The 14,752-nt window shown below is 64.7% G+C and carries 20 protein-coding genes; 17 read left to right on the forward strand and 3 right to left on the reverse strand.

Annotated elements, in window-relative coordinates:
- Positions 1-205 precede the first annotated feature (205 nt).
- The 10 genes from OG326_RS24195 to OG326_RS24240 all read left to right on the forward strand — a co-directional run bounded on the left by OG326_RS24195 (position 206) and on the right by OG326_RS24240 (position 4,899).
- On the forward strand, positions 206-703 hold the full coding sequence (locus OG326_RS24195; protein ID WP_327139402.1) for a hypothetical protein: 498 nt from the start codon (positions 206-208) through the stop codon (positions 701-703).
- Positions 700-984, forward strand: a complete 285-nt coding sequence (locus OG326_RS24200; RefSeq protein ID WP_327139403.1) for a hypothetical protein — start codon at positions 700-702, stop codon at positions 982-984. The genes OG326_RS24195 and OG326_RS24200 overlap by 4 nt, the downstream gene beginning before the upstream one ends.
- Positions 981-1,391, forward strand: coding sequence for a hypothetical protein (locus OG326_RS24205; RefSeq protein ID WP_327139404.1), 411 nt, complete (start codon positions 981-983; stop codon positions 1,389-1,391). Before OG326_RS24200 ends, OG326_RS24205 begins: the two co-directional genes overlap by 4 nt.
- On the forward strand, positions 1,388-1,549 hold the full coding sequence (locus OG326_RS24210; RefSeq protein WP_327139405.1) for a hypothetical protein: 162 nt from the start codon (positions 1,388-1,390) through the stop codon (positions 1,547-1,549). Before OG326_RS24205 ends, OG326_RS24210 begins: the two co-directional genes overlap by 4 nt.
- Positions 1,546-1,857, forward strand: coding sequence for a hypothetical protein (locus OG326_RS24215; RefSeq protein ID WP_327139406.1), 312 nt, complete (start codon positions 1,546-1,548; stop codon positions 1,855-1,857). The genes OG326_RS24210 and OG326_RS24215 overlap by 4 nt, the downstream gene beginning before the upstream one ends.
- Complete coding sequence (locus tag OG326_RS24220) at positions 1,854-2,237, forward strand: hypothetical protein (protein WP_327139407.1); 384 nt, start codon at positions 1,854-1,856, stop codon at positions 2,235-2,237. The genes OG326_RS24215 and OG326_RS24220 overlap by 4 nt, the downstream gene beginning before the upstream one ends.
- On the forward strand, positions 2,234-2,581 hold the full coding sequence (locus OG326_RS24225; RefSeq protein ID WP_327139408.1) for a hypothetical protein: 348 nt from the start codon (positions 2,234-2,236) through the stop codon (positions 2,579-2,581). The genes OG326_RS24220 and OG326_RS24225 overlap by 4 nt, the downstream gene beginning before the upstream one ends.
- Positions 2,578-3,120, forward strand: coding sequence for a hypothetical protein (locus OG326_RS24230; protein ID WP_327139409.1), 543 nt, complete (start codon positions 2,578-2,580; stop codon positions 3,118-3,120). Before OG326_RS24225 ends, OG326_RS24230 begins: the two co-directional genes overlap by 4 nt.
- A 237-nt stretch (positions 3,121-3,357) precedes the next feature.
- Positions 3,358-3,561: a helix-turn-helix domain-containing protein gene (locus OG326_RS24235; RefSeq protein ID WP_327139410.1), complete on the forward strand. Its 204-nt coding sequence runs from the start codon at positions 3,358-3,360 to the stop codon at positions 3,559-3,561.
- 51 nt (positions 3,562-3,612) lie between these two features.
- Entirely contained in the window at positions 3,613-4,899 is a 1,287-nt protein-coding gene (locus tag OG326_RS24240; protein ID WP_327139411.1) for a tyrosine-type recombinase/integrase, read from the forward strand.
- On the opposite strand, the gene OG326_RS24245 is transcribed toward OG326_RS24240, so the two are convergent.
- Positions 4,896-5,501: a cytochrome P450 gene (locus tag OG326_RS24245; RefSeq protein WP_327139412.1), complete on the reverse strand. Its 606-nt coding sequence runs from the start codon at positions 5,499-5,501 to the stop codon at positions 4,896-4,898. The genes OG326_RS24240 and OG326_RS24245 overlap by 4 nt on opposite strands.
- Before the next feature lie 212 nt (positions 5,502-5,713).
- Here OG326_RS24245 and OG326_RS24250 point away from each other — a divergent pair, with 212 nt between their 5' ends.
- Together OG326_RS24250 and OG326_RS24255 are read left to right on the forward strand one after the other, a co-directional pair.
- Positions 5,714-6,850 (forward strand): epoxide hydrolase family protein, encoded by a 1,137-nt coding sequence (locus OG326_RS24250; RefSeq protein ID WP_327139413.1) that lies wholly within the window; start codon positions 5,714-5,716, stop codon positions 6,848-6,850.
- A 68-nt stretch (positions 6,851-6,918) separates the two neighbouring features.
- A complete protein-coding gene (locus tag OG326_RS24255) occupies positions 6,919-7,563 on the forward strand; it encodes a maltokinase N-terminal cap-like domain-containing protein (protein ID WP_327139414.1) in 645 nt (214 codons plus the stop codon).
- Here OG326_RS24255 and OG326_RS24260 read toward each other — a convergent pair.
- Positions 7,526-8,695, reverse strand: coding sequence for an erythromycin esterase family protein (locus tag OG326_RS24260; RefSeq protein ID WP_327139415.1), 1,170 nt, complete (start codon positions 8,693-8,695; stop codon positions 7,526-7,528). The genes OG326_RS24255 and OG326_RS24260 overlap by 38 nt on opposite strands.
- Before the next feature lie 84 nt (positions 8,696-8,779).
- On the opposite strand from OG326_RS24260, the gene OG326_RS24265 reads away from it, so the two are divergent.
- The 3 genes from OG326_RS24265 to OG326_RS24275 all read left to right on the forward strand — a co-directional run bounded on the left by OG326_RS24265 (position 8,780) and on the right by OG326_RS24275 (position 11,498).
- Entirely contained in the window at positions 8,780-9,496 is a 717-nt protein-coding gene (locus OG326_RS24265) for a TioE family transcriptional regulator (RefSeq protein WP_327139416.1), read from the forward strand.
- A gap of 36 nt (positions 9,497-9,532) precedes the next feature.
- Positions 9,533-9,961, forward strand: a complete 429-nt coding sequence (locus OG326_RS24270; protein ID WP_327139417.1) for a nuclear transport factor 2 family protein — start codon at positions 9,533-9,535, stop codon at positions 9,959-9,961.
- An 85-nt stretch (positions 9,962-10,046) separates the two neighbouring features.
- On the forward strand, positions 10,047-11,498 hold the full coding sequence (locus tag OG326_RS24275; RefSeq protein ID WP_327139418.1) for an amidase: 1,452 nt from the start codon (positions 10,047-10,049) through the stop codon (positions 11,496-11,498).
- 8 nt (positions 11,499-11,506) lie between these two features.
- Here the strand turns inward: OG326_RS24275 and mqo are convergent, their stop codons facing one another.
- Complete coding sequence (mqo, locus tag OG326_RS24280; RefSeq protein WP_327139419.1) at positions 11,507-12,991, reverse strand: malate dehydrogenase (quinone); 1,485 nt, start codon at positions 12,989-12,991, stop codon at positions 11,507-11,509.
- Positions 12,992-13,083: 92 nt separating this feature from the next.
- Here mqo and OG326_RS24285 point away from each other — a divergent pair, with 92 nt between their 5' ends.
- Positions 13,084-13,998: a LysR family transcriptional regulator gene (locus OG326_RS24285; RefSeq protein ID WP_327139420.1), complete on the forward strand. Its 915-nt coding sequence runs from the start codon at positions 13,084-13,086 to the stop codon at positions 13,996-13,998.
- Between the two features lie 98 nt (positions 13,999-14,096).
- The gene (locus OG326_RS24290) at positions 14,097-14,666 is read left to right on the forward strand and encodes a DUF308 domain-containing protein (RefSeq protein WP_327139421.1); all 570 of its coding nucleotides are present in this window, start codon (positions 14,097-14,099) and stop codon (positions 14,664-14,666) included.
- The last annotated feature ends 86 nt before the right edge of the window (positions 14,667-14,752 follow it).

Raw genomic sequence — 14,752 nt, forward strand, 5'->3', positions numbered from 1 at the left:
TGACCTCACAGCCGCCGGCGGTCTGGATTCAGAAGATCCAGGCGTTCAACGAGCGGGTGTACGAGCTGACAGGCTCGCATTTGCCGCTCCACCCACTGCCGCCACGTCTGCCGTCTGCACCGTTGTCAGTCCCGCCGGTGGAAACGGTGTCGAAACCCAAACGGCTTGTCGCAGCGGCTATCTCCCTGCTCCGGAAGGTACGGTCATGACCGAGACGAAACACGATTGGCCGTTGTACGCCAACGAACCCGAGCGGCTGATCCTGCGCGGCAATCTCGCGACAGAGGTGATCGGCGGAGGCAACGACTTCGCCTCCACCGATCCCAAATCTTGGTATCACGAGGACGCGGCACCGTTCTTGGCGGACTTCGAGGTCCTCGACCCTCCACATGGCTGCAACGGGGCTTTCCTCGCGGACACCAACTTCTACCAGGGCATCAACGCGATGCGGGTGGTCCGCCGTAAGGCTGATGATCGCCTGTTCGGGTACGCCTACTGGGATACCGCCGGAAACGACGGTTGGGAATCCGATCCCGATTCCAACGGCGACAGATATCCGGGCACCGAGCTTCCCGAACCCGACACTCACGCACCAGGTTTCGACTGGGACACCGACTGGCCACCGAGCACGTACGTGTTCCTCCCAGTCGAGCCGTACACGATCACCGGCTACCAGTTCCCCGTGGGCGGAGGCAGCAAATGAGCCCCGAACAGGTCGTCACCGTCACCCGTTACGAGGTGTCATGCCTGCCCGAAGAACACCGCGACCGGCGGCATTTCACCGTGCGTGTCCAGCACACCGGGTACGGCGCGTGGGTAGTCGGCCGCGATGACGAGTGGTACGGGCCGCAGTTCGATCCGCGGGAACGGCCTGTCGAGATGGATCTCGTGACCGCCCTCAAGGTCGCGAACGTGGTCGCTCCGCTGATGGTTGTCAACGGACGCACCGTGGCTGATGTGCTGGCGCACGAGGGTGGGCAATGAACGCCGTAGCGACGCACGTCGTCGTCAAGACCGACGCCGGCCCAGATGTCGACTCCGAGTACATGATCGAGTGCTTGACCGAAGGCGGTTGCGGCGGCTGGCACGAGTGCAGCGAACCGCACAAGGTCGACGGCCAAGAGGTCACCCCGGACGACTGCGAACCTGGCCTCCCCTGGGAAGGTGTGCAGGAGTGGGAGTTCCATGGCGTCCTACACACCTGGCAGGGATGGAACGGCTGGACGATCCCGTACGTCGGATGCATCATCGCTGTCTGCGACTGGGAGCCGCCCGAGGAAGTCGAGAAACTGTCGGCCGGGCGGTATCCCGTGGTCGAGAAGTGGGGCGACACGGACGTATATCTGAGTCTGGCCGTCGAATCGCCGCTGGCGTGCGGGGGTGGACAGTGAAAGCCGATGCGCTCGCGTTCGAGGCCCCCGATGTAGCGCAAGAAATCCTTAACTTTCGCCGCGATAATATCGCCGCCGAAATTAAGGCTACTGCCGATAACTGCAGTTCAAACTATGTTTCTGATACTTCCATGCTGGCGCGCGGGGGTGGGCAGTGAGCACCGATGAGTTCAGGTCTTCAACTGACCCGTGTGAGCACTGCGGCTGCAGTCCTTGGGACACAAGACTGGCCGAGCGCTACGAGCGGACGTCCGAACGGTTGCAACGTGCCTATGAGCACCAGGCCGCCGTTCATGGCGTGGCGGCTGCGCAATGGCACTTGAAAGAGCTGGAGAACGCGGACGCGCACAGTGGGTTTCAGCGCAAAGTTGCCGAGCAACGGCGGACGATCCGACGCCTGGAGTCCAAGCTTCGCAAGCTCGGTGTGCCGCCATATGCCAAGGACGTCGAGCAGGTGACCGAATGAGCTACACGACTGACTTGATGCTGTGCTGCGACTACTCCGGCGACAAAGGGATTGAACCGTTCCTGAAGGCCATTGCCGGAGTGGAGCGGTTCGGCGACACGCTCCGCAAGCTCGACATGCACCCCCTCGCAGGCGGCACACGGCTCTACACCGGAGCCGTGTATGCGTTGGGCACCAACTACTTCCCGACCCAGGATCTGCAAGAGCTCATCGACGGCGTGAAGTGGTCGGCGCCCGGCAACGTCGTGCTGGTGGTGTGCTCCCAGGACTGGACCGAGACCCGCATAATCCGCCCGGCGTACGAGATCGAGATTGGCGGTCGCTGGGACTGCGAAAGCCGCGCTGTGCAGGTCGCGCCCAAACCGGAGGTGACCGGATGACCCCCGAAGCGATCCGTGCCAAAGCGATTGAGCGGCTGGCCAAAGCACTGCACTGGCAAAACGAGTACGCCTGCTTGCCGGACGATCCGTCGGCCGACCATTGGGAGCTCGCCGACGAAGACACCCGGACCGGCTGCCGTGTGGCGGTCACCTTCTATGTCGACGCCCTCGGTGACATGTTCCCCATCGAGACTCAGTGGCGCGTGGACCACGACGAGCCGGACGAGTGGGGTGTCAGCGTGTTCAACGCGAACAGCCGCGAGGACGCCAGGCACTTCGCTTCCATGTCGGCTGGCACTGTGCAGGTTCGTTACCTGTCCGACTGGACGGAGGCGACCGGGTGAACCCCACCGAAACCCGTGCCGAGTACGCCGAATTCAGTAACGCCGTGGCCGGCGCTTTGATCGAATACGCCGAAGCGGAAGGGCATCGCAGCCCGGTGTTCTCTGCCCGCTACCGCACGGCCGCCCGTGCGTGGCTCGCACTGCACCCGGACAGTCAATTCGGTGCCGAGTTCGGGCCATGGCCGGATCCGTCGACTGACAGCGGTAAGACCGCCCGAGGCGGGTGTGAATTGATGACGTGTGCCTTGACCCGGCAGTTGCGCCGCATCCTGGAACTCACGCACATGAAGGCCAGGTCGGCAGCGGAGGACTTGATCGACGCTGGGTGGACGCTTCCCGCCGGACACCCGGCGGGGTACGTCGTCGGCTACGTCGCGCAGCTGCCGGACGACACCGTTGGCCCGCAGCTGTGCACCTTCTCCGACGACGTTCTGCCGACCACCGAAGCCGGGCGTGCGGAATTCGCGAACGCACTCGCATGGCGGCCGGGTTGGCACCTGTACGCACTCGTGGATGTCACGGAAGAGATGACCGAATGAACCTGTTTCATCGCCACGACTGGGGTATGTGGGAACGCATCCAGGTCGAATACACAGACCATTTCGGGGACCGCGGTGGTACCGACACCAAGCAGGCACGCCGTTGCGGCACCTGCGGCAAATACCAGCTGCGCAGGATCCGCGGATGATGCCTCGCGACAACGGGCGCATGACCGCCGCTAGCGAGCAGCAACCGGCCGACCTCTTGTTACCCCGCACTGCGGCAAGGAGATTCGTATGTCCACCGACGAAACATATCTGACCAGAGAACAGGTCGCGGCGCGACTGAAGATCACCACGAAAACACTCGCGAATTGGGCTTGGGACGGAAAAGGGCCACCGTTCATGCGGCTCGGTCTGGTCGGCGCTCCGGTCCGTTATCCGTGTGAAAGCTATTTCGAGTGGGAGCGATCGCAGACCGAACTGTTTCTACCGACATAAACACGGCCTCCTGAATGCCTTTCAGGGCTGGGGCCGAGCGAAGGAAGTGCGATGGGTAGCGACCGGTTGATAGCGGGTGGTCGCCCGAAGAAGAAGTCGTTGGAGCCGGTCAAAGGTTCGGACGGGATGTGGCGTCTGGACCGGGTCCGTCACCGGACCTACAGCGGCATGTACACGCGCACCAGCGCGAGTGCCCGCACACGCAAAGGGTGTGCGGAGCAGTGGGAGATAAAGTTCGAGAAGAATCGGCACAAGGGATCGGTGCGCACTGCCCGCAGCGACACCGCCGCGGTACGGTTCACCGCCGACGACAAAATGAGCGCCGCTTTCACACACTTCCTCGCCACGTGCGAGAAGAAGGTGAAGCAAGGGCTCATCAAACAGCGCACCGTCGACGGATACAGACGATTCATCTTCCCGTGCACCGGAAACAAATCCTCCAAGAACTCCATCAAACTCGATACCGAGCTGGGTGGTTTGACCGTGGGCGAGGTCGGGGATCCGGCCTTCCTCAGTGACTACCTGGAAGGTATTCACGACGTAGCGAAAGGCACTGCGAGTGTTCACTACGCGCTGCTGAAGCAAATATTCGGGATGCTGACGTTGAACGGCCCCTTCAAATACGACCCGATGGCACCGGTGTCCAACCCCTACCGCTCCGGTGGCGGGCAGCGGGCGTTGAAACGCGCCGAACGCGACGCGTTGTTCGAGTTGTTCCTGGCCCGTATGCCCCAGAACCCGTACTGCCGCATCCTGTTCCTGCTGCTGCTGGGCACCGGGATGCGGATCGGGGAGGTGCTGGGGTTGCGGTGGGTCGACGTGGACTTGAAGGACGGCCCGCAGTGCGCGGTGATCTACATCTGCGGGACCGTGGTGCCGGGGCCGGCCGGGGGTAAGGGGTACCGGCAGGACAAACGCAAGAACGACGGCACCCCCTACTATCTGACCCTCCCGATGTGGCTGACGGTGGAGTTGCGGGAATGGCGTGCCAAGGCCGGCGATGTCGACGAGCAGAGAGCTGTGTTGTCGACCAAGCGGGGCACGTTCCGGTCGGTGTCAGGTCTCGAGGGAGTGCTGCGGCAGATCGTCGGGGGTACGGCGATGGATTGGGTGCACTTCGGCAACTTCCGGGATACCGCCGCGACTCACGTCAAAGGCAAGACACGCAGCGGCGCCAGGGCAAGCGCCCAACTGGGTCATGCGGAAGGCTCCACGGTGGCCAGCACCTACTATATTGACAAGGAGGGATACGAGCACCCGGCGGTGGACAACGCGGCCGCGATGGAATCGCTCAAGCCCTCAAAGTTGGAGCGAGACTGGAATTCCGGTGCTGTCTAAGCCGACTGCAGGGCGCCGACCTCGATCGATTCAAAATTCGGATACTTCCAGCCGAAGAAGATGATCGGGTTCACGTTCACAATGCGGCGCAGTCGCGGGGCCAGCTGCGCGCGGCGGCGCTCATCGGTCATGCCGAACACGACCTGCATGATGACATCGAGTGTCAGCTCGTTCATACGGTCGAGCGTGTGCACGGTCGACCCGCCGCCCCAACGGTCCAGATGAGTTTTCGCGATCGCCTCGACCAGCGTCCGGTACCCGCGCAGCGAGGATCCGGCGAAGGCGGGCATGAGCAGTCGCCGGGCGCGCGCATGCTCACCTTCATCGGTGAGCAGCACCGAGTGCTCGCCCATAATGTGCACCAGCAGCCGATTGCCCTCTCCCGCATGCAGATCGGCCGGGTCGCCGGCGAAGATCTCCCGAATATGCTCGGGCCGCGAGAACACCACCAGATTCTCCGCATACGGCGCGACCAGATGCAGCGTGAACACATCGCCGTAGCGCCGCGCCGCCCGCCCGAGCAGCATGCCGCGCCATTTCGCGTACAGCAGCGTCTGGACGATGACCGGCAATCGAGGGCCTGGTGGAAATGCGGTAGTCACGACGGCGATCCCTTCGCGCGAGCCGCATCGATGCGGCGAGCCTCCCCACAGCGTAGAACGCCCGCTCCTGAGCTGTCGGAGTGCCGGAAGAGTCGGCAGGCAGGCGTCCAGAAGCATTGGGAATGAATGTCACTGTGACGCAAGGCGCTTCGGTGGGAGATGGGCGGCGATCTAGGACATCTACTGGCCTAGTTGGCTCCTATCGTCGAGTCATGACCACTTTCGAGCCCTTCCGCATCGATGTTCCGGCCGCCGCGATCGATGATTTGAACGCGCGTCTTGCTGCTACGCGCTGGCCTGCGGAACTGCCCGGAGTCGGCTGGAGCTACGGCATTCCGACGAGTTATGTGCGGGAGCTGGCCGAGTACTGGGGTAGCGAATACGACTGGCGGGTCCACGAAGCGGCGTGGAATCGGCATCCGCAGTTCGTCACCGATATCGACGGGCAGCGGATGCACTTCTTGCATATCCGCTCGCCTGAGCCGGAGGCGATGCCGCTCGTTCTGGTGCACGGGTGGCCGTTTCAGGATTTCACCGAGATGATCGGCCCGCTGACGGATCCCCGGGCGCACGGGGGAGTGCCGGAAGATGCCTTCCACCTGGTGATTCCGACTCTGCCCGGGTTCGGCTTCTCGGGGCCGACCCATCGGCCCGGAGAAGCCGCGACCGAGCGCAGTGCCGAGCTGATCGTGAAACTCATGGCCGGTCTGGGCTATGACCGCTACGGCGCACAAGGGGGAGATGCCGGGTCCTTCGTCGTTCCGCAGCTGGGCCGGATCGATGCCGGGCATGTGGCCGGTGTGCATCTCAATGACCCGATCACCATCCCGGCCTGGGGTGATGACGGATCCGGCTACAGCGCAAGCGATCAGGAGAAGCTCGCGTCCATGGCGGATTGGAGCAGTAAGGAGACCTCCGGTTATGCGGGCATGCACGCCACGCGACCGCAGACTCTCGCTCCGGCGATCGCCGATTCTCCGGCGGGGTTGCTCGCCTGGGTCCTGGACGTGGTCCAGACCTTCAGCGATCCGTCCAAGGCCACGCCCGATGCGGCGATCGACCGCGACATGCTGCTGACGAATATCTCGGTTCTGTGGTTCACCAACACCATCGGATCGTCCATGTACCTCTACAAGGAATCACAGCAGTGGGGCGCGGAAGCCTCGAACTCCGGGGTGCCGACCGGCGTCGCGGTCTTCCCGGGCAACAACACCATTCGTGGTCTCGCGGAGAAGCGGAACACCGTCGTGCACTGGTCCGAATTCGATCGCGGGGGACACTTCGCCGCCATGGAGACCCCGGATCTGCTGACGACCGACCTCCGCGACTTCTTCCGCAAACTCCGCTGATCCGTCTGTGGGCGGAGCGTTCGCCGCGCTGCCCACACTTGTACACCCGGATCTGAGAGTCTGGGGCCATGGCTATCGTTCATCGCACCACCATGGTCCCCGGCAAATTGGAGCTGTTGGCGGCGTGGCTGCCGACTCGCGCCTGGTACGCGGGCGGTTCGCAGCCGCAGCTTGCCAAGGCCGGCGGGTTCCGGCTCGACGATCCGGCGGGCGCGGTCGGTATCGAAGTCATGGTCGTGAGCGACAGTTCGGGTGCGCGGCCGGTGACCTATCTGGTCCCGATGACCTACCGCGGCGCACCGCTGCCCGATGCGGCCGACGCTTTGATCGGCACCTCCGAGCACGGTGTGCTCGGCACCCGCTGGCTCTACGACGCCACCCACGATCCGGTCTTCGTCGAGCAGGTTGTGCGCCTGCTGGCCGCCGAAGCCCAGCCGCAAGCCCAGAGCGAGAGTGATACCCCCGACCCCACCGTCACGGTCCGGGCGGCTGAAATCCCGGTCCCGGCAGCGGGATTCGGCGGCAGCGAGGTGCTGGACGCGGCGCGCTGGACCGATATCGCCCCGGCCGGAACCGAGGTGCCGGTACTTCGACTGCATCGAATTCTCGGCGACGAATCGCCCGCCGACCTCTACGCATGGGTCGAAGCACCGTGGACGACCCCGGACGGCGAGATCAGTCGCGGGGTGTTCGTATCGACTCAGGCCGGATAGCCGCGCCGTCGCTGATGTGCAGGACCGCATCCGCGCCGGCGAGGGTCGCCGCGTCGAGTGGGAAATAGCCCTGCTGCGGGGTGGTGTCGGTCCGGCTCCGGGCGGCGGCGACCGCACTGCTCGCGATCAGGCCCCAGGTGCTGATGCGGTTGTCCAGAAAGGCTTCGGAGGTATCGGGTTCCGGCTCTCCGAGCCCGAAGAGATCGCTTCGCCCCAGGCTGCCCGCTATGAATGAGTACTGCTCGCCCAGGAGTGATGCCGCGATCGAGCCTGCACCGGTCCAGGTGATCTCGCTGTCCGCCCTGCTGAAGTGGCTCGGATTCCGCTGCAGGTGCGTATTGTTCGCGAAGACCAGCGTCGGACCGCGCCCGGATTCGATCCGCCGGATGGCGAGCAGGTTCTGCGCCATGATCACATCACGTGCGCCGAGTAGCAGGGATATCCTCTTACTCTGCTCGTGACGCTGCGCTGCGACCCTGTGATAGCGCAGCAACCCGACACCGGCGCTGAGATACGTTTCCGCCCTGTGCCATTCGGCCAGGGAGGTTGCCGCGATTCGCTGCGGTGCGCACTCGTACAGTGCGTCGACCAGGTCGTCGGCCATCGATCGCAGCCGCCCGGCGGCTTCCGATTCGCCCATCGACAGCTCCGGATCGAGGATCGCCTCCTGGCGGCCCCAGCGCTCATCATCGCCCGCGGCGCTCGCGATATCGATATCGAGTCCCACGTAGTCGCGGGTGTATTCGAGGTAGCGGCGTGGACTGGGCGCGCTCGTGTTCTCCGTCTGGGCATCGATGCCGTAGAAGGTCAAATGTGCTGCAGGAGTGTGATTCCGGTTGTATTCGCGCATCCAGGCAATCAGTTGCCTGTTCGTATCGAGTGCGCCGAAGTCGTGCGAAAACCCTTCGCGCATCACGGTATCGAAATCGCCGATGCCGTTCTGGATGAAGTCGTTCACGGCCAGGGCCGCCACCCGGTCGGTCTCCAGGCCGATGGATCGAAACCCGAGCTCGACCAGCTGAACGAACAGTTCATTGCGGACCCAGCCGAAGGCCGGCACCTGATGGGTCGGTTCCCCGAGCGCCAACAGCTCGGATGATGTGGTGACGAAGTCTTGAATATGCTGACTCATGAGCCTCAATCGTATCGTTGAAAGAACGTTTGAGACTTTGGTCCGCTGACTCATGAATTCGAGCGGTAAAGTCTCAAATCGATGATGATCCTGCGACCAGCCGACCTCGCCCGAGAGCACGGCATCTCCACCCAGGCCGTCCGCAACTACGAGCAGGACGGCTGCCTTCCGCCTGCCTCCCGGACCCCCACCGGCTACCGGATCTACACCGAGGCGCATGCCGCAGCCCTGCGCACCTATCTCGCGCTCATTCCGGCCTACGGCCACTCCGCCGCTGGTCAGATCATGACCGCACTCCACGGCAACAGACTGGACGCCGCCCTCACGGCGATCGACCACGGCCACACTCAGTTGCTCCGAGACCGGGAAACCCTCGCCACAGTCCGGAGCGCCATCGATCATCTGACGACGGAATCCACCCCTGGCCGCCCGACCGCCGACGGTGTCCGAACCATCGGCGAACTCGCCCACCGTCTCCGCGTGACTCCGGCGACAGTGCGAAAGTGGGAGAGCGTCGGAATCCTCACCCCTGCACGAGATCCCGCCACCGGCTACCGCGTCTTCCACGCCGCCGACCTCCGCGACGCCGAACTCACCCACCTCCTCCGGCGCGGCGGCTACCCCCTGGACCACATATCCACCGTGGTCCACCAGATCCGCACCGCGGGCGGCACAGACGCCCTCGCCGCCTCGATGATCGGCTGGCAGGAAAGGCTCACAGCCCGCGGCCTTGCCATGCTGACCGCATCCAGCCACCTCAGCAACTACCTGCCCCTACTCGGTTCCGCTGAGCCGCAGTAAGACCGTGAGGCAACGCCCCGCCCCGCGATTGGCAAGATGATCGTCGTGGAGCATTCGACACCCGAACCCGATCGCCGTACCGCGCCCCGCCTGCTGGATGTGCTCGCCGAACTGGAACGCCGGGAACCGATCTTTCACCGCCCGGAGCTCGGCACCACTCGGGAGGATTTCGAGCGGTCGACGGCGCCGGATTTCTGGGAGACCGGCGCCTCGGGCCGGCGCTACAGCAGGGAATTCGTCTGGGCCACTCTGGAACAGCGGCAACTCGCCACAGTGCAGGATCAGGGCGAGAGCGACTCGTGGAAAACCAGCGACTTCCAGGTGCGCGAGATCGCCCCGGACACCTATCTGCTCACCTACACGCTCGACCACGCGGATCGACTGACCCGGCGGCTCACCGTCTGGCAACGCACAGCCGATGGTTGGACGATTCTCTACCACCAGGGAACGGTCGTCGCCGACTGACCGCGGCCGACATCTCCGGATAGCGGTGGTGCAGGCAGATATTCGGGCGCTCGGCGTGGCCGGGCGGAACGGTATTGTCGGACCGATGGAGTGGAGTTTTCAGTCGGCTGAAGAGCTTTCGGCGGCATTGCGGGCGGGTGAGGTTTCCTCGGTGGAATTGACCGAGGAGGCCATCGCTCGTATCGAGCGGGACGACAAGGCGATCAATGCGGTGTGTGTGCCGGATTTCGATCGGGCACGGGATGCCGCGCGCGCGGCCGATGAGGCGCGCGGGCGGGGGGAGGACGGGCCGCTGCTGGGGATTCCGGTGACGGTCAAAGAGTCCTATAACGTCGCGGGGCTGCCGACCACCTGGGGTGTGCCGGAGCAGCGGGACTTCGTACCGGAGCAGGACGCGGTACAGATTTCGCGGTTGAAGGCCGCGGGCGCGGTGGTGCTCGGGAAGACCAATGTGCCGATCATGCTGGGGGATCTGCAGAGCTACAACGAGATCTACGGGACCACCAATAATCCGTGGGACCTCGAGCGGACCCCGGGTGGATCCTCCGGCGGATCCGCGGCGGCGCTGGCGTCGGGATTCGGGGCGCTGTCCATCGGGTCCGATATCGGCGGGTCGCTGCGCACGCCCGCACATTTCTGCGGCGTGTACGCGCACAAGCCGACCTACGGCCTGGTGCCGACGCGCGGTCACATCCCGCCGCCCGCACCGGCACTGCCCTCCGACCGTGACCTGTCCGTCGTCGGCCCGATGGCACGGACCGCCCGTGACCTCGCCCTGCTGCTGGACGTGATGGCCGGACCGGATCCGCTGACGCTCGGTGTCGGATACGACTTGGCACTGCGGCCCTCGCGCCACGAGCGCCTCGCGGATTTCCGTGTCCTGGTGCTGGAGGAGCATCCGATCATTCCGACCGGGTCCGCAGTGCGGGCGGGCGTGAACCGGGTCGCCGACGCACTCGTCGCCGCGGGCGCGCGCGTCGAACGGCACAGTCCGCTACTGCCCGACCTGACCGATGCCGCAACGCTTTACACCGAGTTGCTGCTGGCGACGCTCGCCGCCGGTTTTCCCGAGGACAGGTACGAACTGATGCGGACCTTCGCGGCCGCGGTGGCCCCGGACGACCGGAGCCTCGACGCCGCACGGTTGCGGGGCGCTGCGTCCAGCTATCGGGATTGGACCGCCGCCAACGATCGCCGCGAGGCTCATCGCCAAAGCTGGCGGCAGCTGTTCGCCGAATTCGACGTTGTGGTCACTCCGATCACCCCGACTCCCGCGTTCCCGCATGACCACAACCCCAATTTCGTGGAGCGCCGGCTCGATATCGACGGCGTGGCACACCCGTTCGGCGATCAGCTCGTCTGGGCGGGCCTGGCGACAATGCCCGGCCTTCCCGCCACCGCCATACCCGCGGGCCGGTCACCCGAGGGCCTGCCGGTGGGCGTGCAGCTCATCGGTCCGATGCTCGAGGACCGTACTCCGCTGCGGCTGGCCGAACTGCTCGAGCAGGAGATCGGCGGCTTCGTGGCGCCGGAGTAGTCGGCTGATTACGGGGTCAGTCCGAGGATGTCCGCCGTTCGAGCCAGATAGGCGTCGACGGAATGCTGATCGGTATCGATGGCGGGCATCATCTTCCGGATCGCCGGCTCCCATGAGAGTCGCTGATCCGAGAAGCACCGATGCAGCAGATCGATCATGATGGCCGGGGCGGTCGAGGCACCGGGGGAGGCGCCCAGCAGGCCCGCGATCGTTCCGTCCGCACCGGTCACCAATTCGGTGCCGAAGGTCAGTAATCCGATCTTGCCGGGATCCGGTTTGACCAGCTGCGCGCGCTGACCGGCCTGCACCGGATACCAATCGGCACGGTCGGCGGCGGGGTAGAACCGTTGCAGCTGTGCGAATTTCCTGTGCCGCGTGGACAGCAACTGCCCGATCAGGTAACCGACAAGTGCCAGGTTCTGCACTCCGACCGCGAGCAGTACGCCGATATTGCGCAACCTCAGGGTCGTGAACAGATCGATGAGCCGACCATGTTTGAGCAACCGTGTACTGAATGTCGCGTAGGGACCGAACAACAGCGATTCGCGACCATCGACCACCCGTTTGTCGAGATGCGGCACGGACATGGGCGGTGCGCCGATTGCGGCTTGGCTGTAGACCTTCGCATTGTGCTGCTCGACGATTCCGGGATTGTCGGTGCGCAGGAACTGGGCGCCGAAGGGGAATACTGCATAACCCTCGACCTCGGGAATATGTGCCTTCTGCAGCAGCTTGAGGGCGTATCCACCCGCTCCGACAAACACGAACCGCGCACGGACAGTGAAGCGCCGCTTGGTATTCCGATCCCGTCCGCGGACCGTCCAGAGCCCGTTGGAGTCTCGATGCAATGCGGTCACTTCGTGCCGAGTCCGTACCCGCGCACCCGCAGCGGTCATGGATTCCACCAGTGCCCACGTCAAAGCACCGAAGTCGACATCGGTACCGCCCTCGTATCGGGTGGCGGCCACCGGTTCCGCGCGGTCGCGCCCGGCCATCAGCAGCGGCGCCCACTCCGCGATGACCTCGGGATCCTGGCTGTACCGCATTGCCGAGAACAATGGCAGCGACCGCAGTGTCTCGAATCGCGTTCGCAGATAGGCGACATCGCGTGCGCCGAACACCACATCCATATGCGGTGTGGAATTGAGGAACGCGGCCGGATTCGCAATGTCGCCGTCGGAGACCAGCGCGGCCCAGAACTGCCGGGACAGTTGGAACGCCTGACCGATCTGCTCGGCCTTCGCGGAGTCGCCGGGATCGGGCATGTAGTTCAGTTCGCACAACCCCGAATGCCCGGTCCCCGCGTTGTTCCACGCATTCGAGCTCTCGGCCGCGACCTCGCCGAGGCGTTCGAACATGACCGTCGACCATTCCGGCTGCAGTTTGGCCAGCAGTGCCCCCAGCGTTGCCGACATGATGCCGCCTCCGATGAGGACCACATCGAATTCCTCTGCCGCGGCGGTAGATTCCGCCGCCTCGCGCATGCCTTCCATACGACTGCCTCCTGGTCTGTGGTCCTGAGGACATCGTCATGCCGAGCCGTCTCATCCGTCCAATGTCGATTTCGGGCGCTTATCATCCGAATATGGATGGATATGTGTCGGCCGAGGTCGAGGCGCTCGTGCCGCTGCTCGCCGCCTTCGATGCGGCCGCAGGTGAGGGTCACATCACACGCGCCGCACAGGTTCTGGGCATTCCGCAATCGTCGCTGAGCCGCCGTTTGAAAAGCGTCGAGAAGACGCTGGGCGTGCAGTTGTTCCAGCCGGTGGGCCGCGGTGTCACGCTCACCCCGGCTGGTCGAGAGTTGTTCGAGCGCACTCGGAATCTGGTGAGCGCACTCGACGACGCAGTCAGCGTGGTGCGCAGCAATGCCGATCCGGAGAGCGGTCTCGTGCGCTTCGGTTTCCCGCTCACGCTGGGCCCGGTCAGCATGCCGTCGCTGCTGGCCGACTTCCACAGCAGTGCGCCGCGAATCCGCTTGCACCTGGTGCAAGCTCACGGAGAAGCGCTGGCCGCCCAGGTCAGGGAGGGGCGGCTGGACCTCGCGGTCATGATCCCCGCGCCGGCCGATCTACCGGCAACGGTGCTGGGCCACCAGCGCATTCACCTCTACGTCGCCCGTACGCACCGCCTTGCCGATCGGGATGCGGTCGATCTCGGCGAGCTGGCCGGTGAATCGTTCATCGCCAACCCGCCGACCTACCATCTGCGCCATCTCCTCGACTCCTGGTGCGCCGAGGCCGGATTCGTTCCGCGCGTACCGTTCGAGATCACCGAATTCGAAACCCTGCGCGCCTTCGTCGCGCACGGCCTCGGCATCGCCCTGCTATCCGAACCCGAAATCCCGCACCCCGATCTGCATCGCATAGCACTGGCCGGTCCGCGCGACCGCAGCATCGGCCTCGTCGCCGGAAACCACCGGCCGACCCCCGCCGTCGCGCGCCTGCACGACTACCTCGCGACGCACGCCATGGCACACATCGGCAGTGCTGCTCCGTGAACATGCGGCGATTCAGCTGACTCGCCCGGCATGCCGTGCAGACATGCGAGATCCGCAGTCCTCCAGTCATCTGGACTAATCGGTCATATCATCGATACATGCCCACCAACCGGATCGAGGGGCGTACCGCGGTGTTTGCCGACTGGGCTTGGCAGGCACTGCTGGTCGTGGGCGCGTGTTCGGTGCTGGTCGGAGTCACGCTGGCGGTCTGGCCGAACAAATCCGTGACGGTCGAGGGCATCCTGTGCGGACTGGTCCTGCTGGCCACCGGCGGCGCACAGTTCATCGTGGCATTCGGTGCAAATATCGCGACCCCCCTGAAGGTGCTGGAGTTCTTCGGCGGGCTGACGGCCCTCCTGTTCGCCCTGTGGTGCATCAACAGCGGCCAGTGGGTCCTGTTGCTGGCCTTGTGGATCGGCATGGGCTGGATGATCCGCGGAATCGTGCAGGCACTGGTCGCGGCCTGGTCGGACGAGTACGAGGGTTCGGGCTGGCAGGAGATCTTCGGGCTGTGCACGACGGTGGTGGGCGCCGTGGTCGCCGTCGGCCCCTTCCAATCGACCGTCTCACTCTCGGTAGCCGTCGGTTTGTTCACAATCGCCCTCGGCATTACCGAGATGTCCACCGCCGCGCGGTGGGAGCGCACCGGCATGGCTCAGACCGCCTGACGACGCTCGCCCGACACCTCCGAATTTCCCCAATTGCCCAATATTTGCCGGTACGGTTCGGCTATTCGTGTGCTCGAGAAGATCGT

It is taken from the genome of Nocardia sp. NBC_01327 (assembly GCF_035958815.1).
GTDB lineage: Bacteria > Actinomycetota > Actinomycetes > Mycobacteriales > Mycobacteriaceae > Nocardia.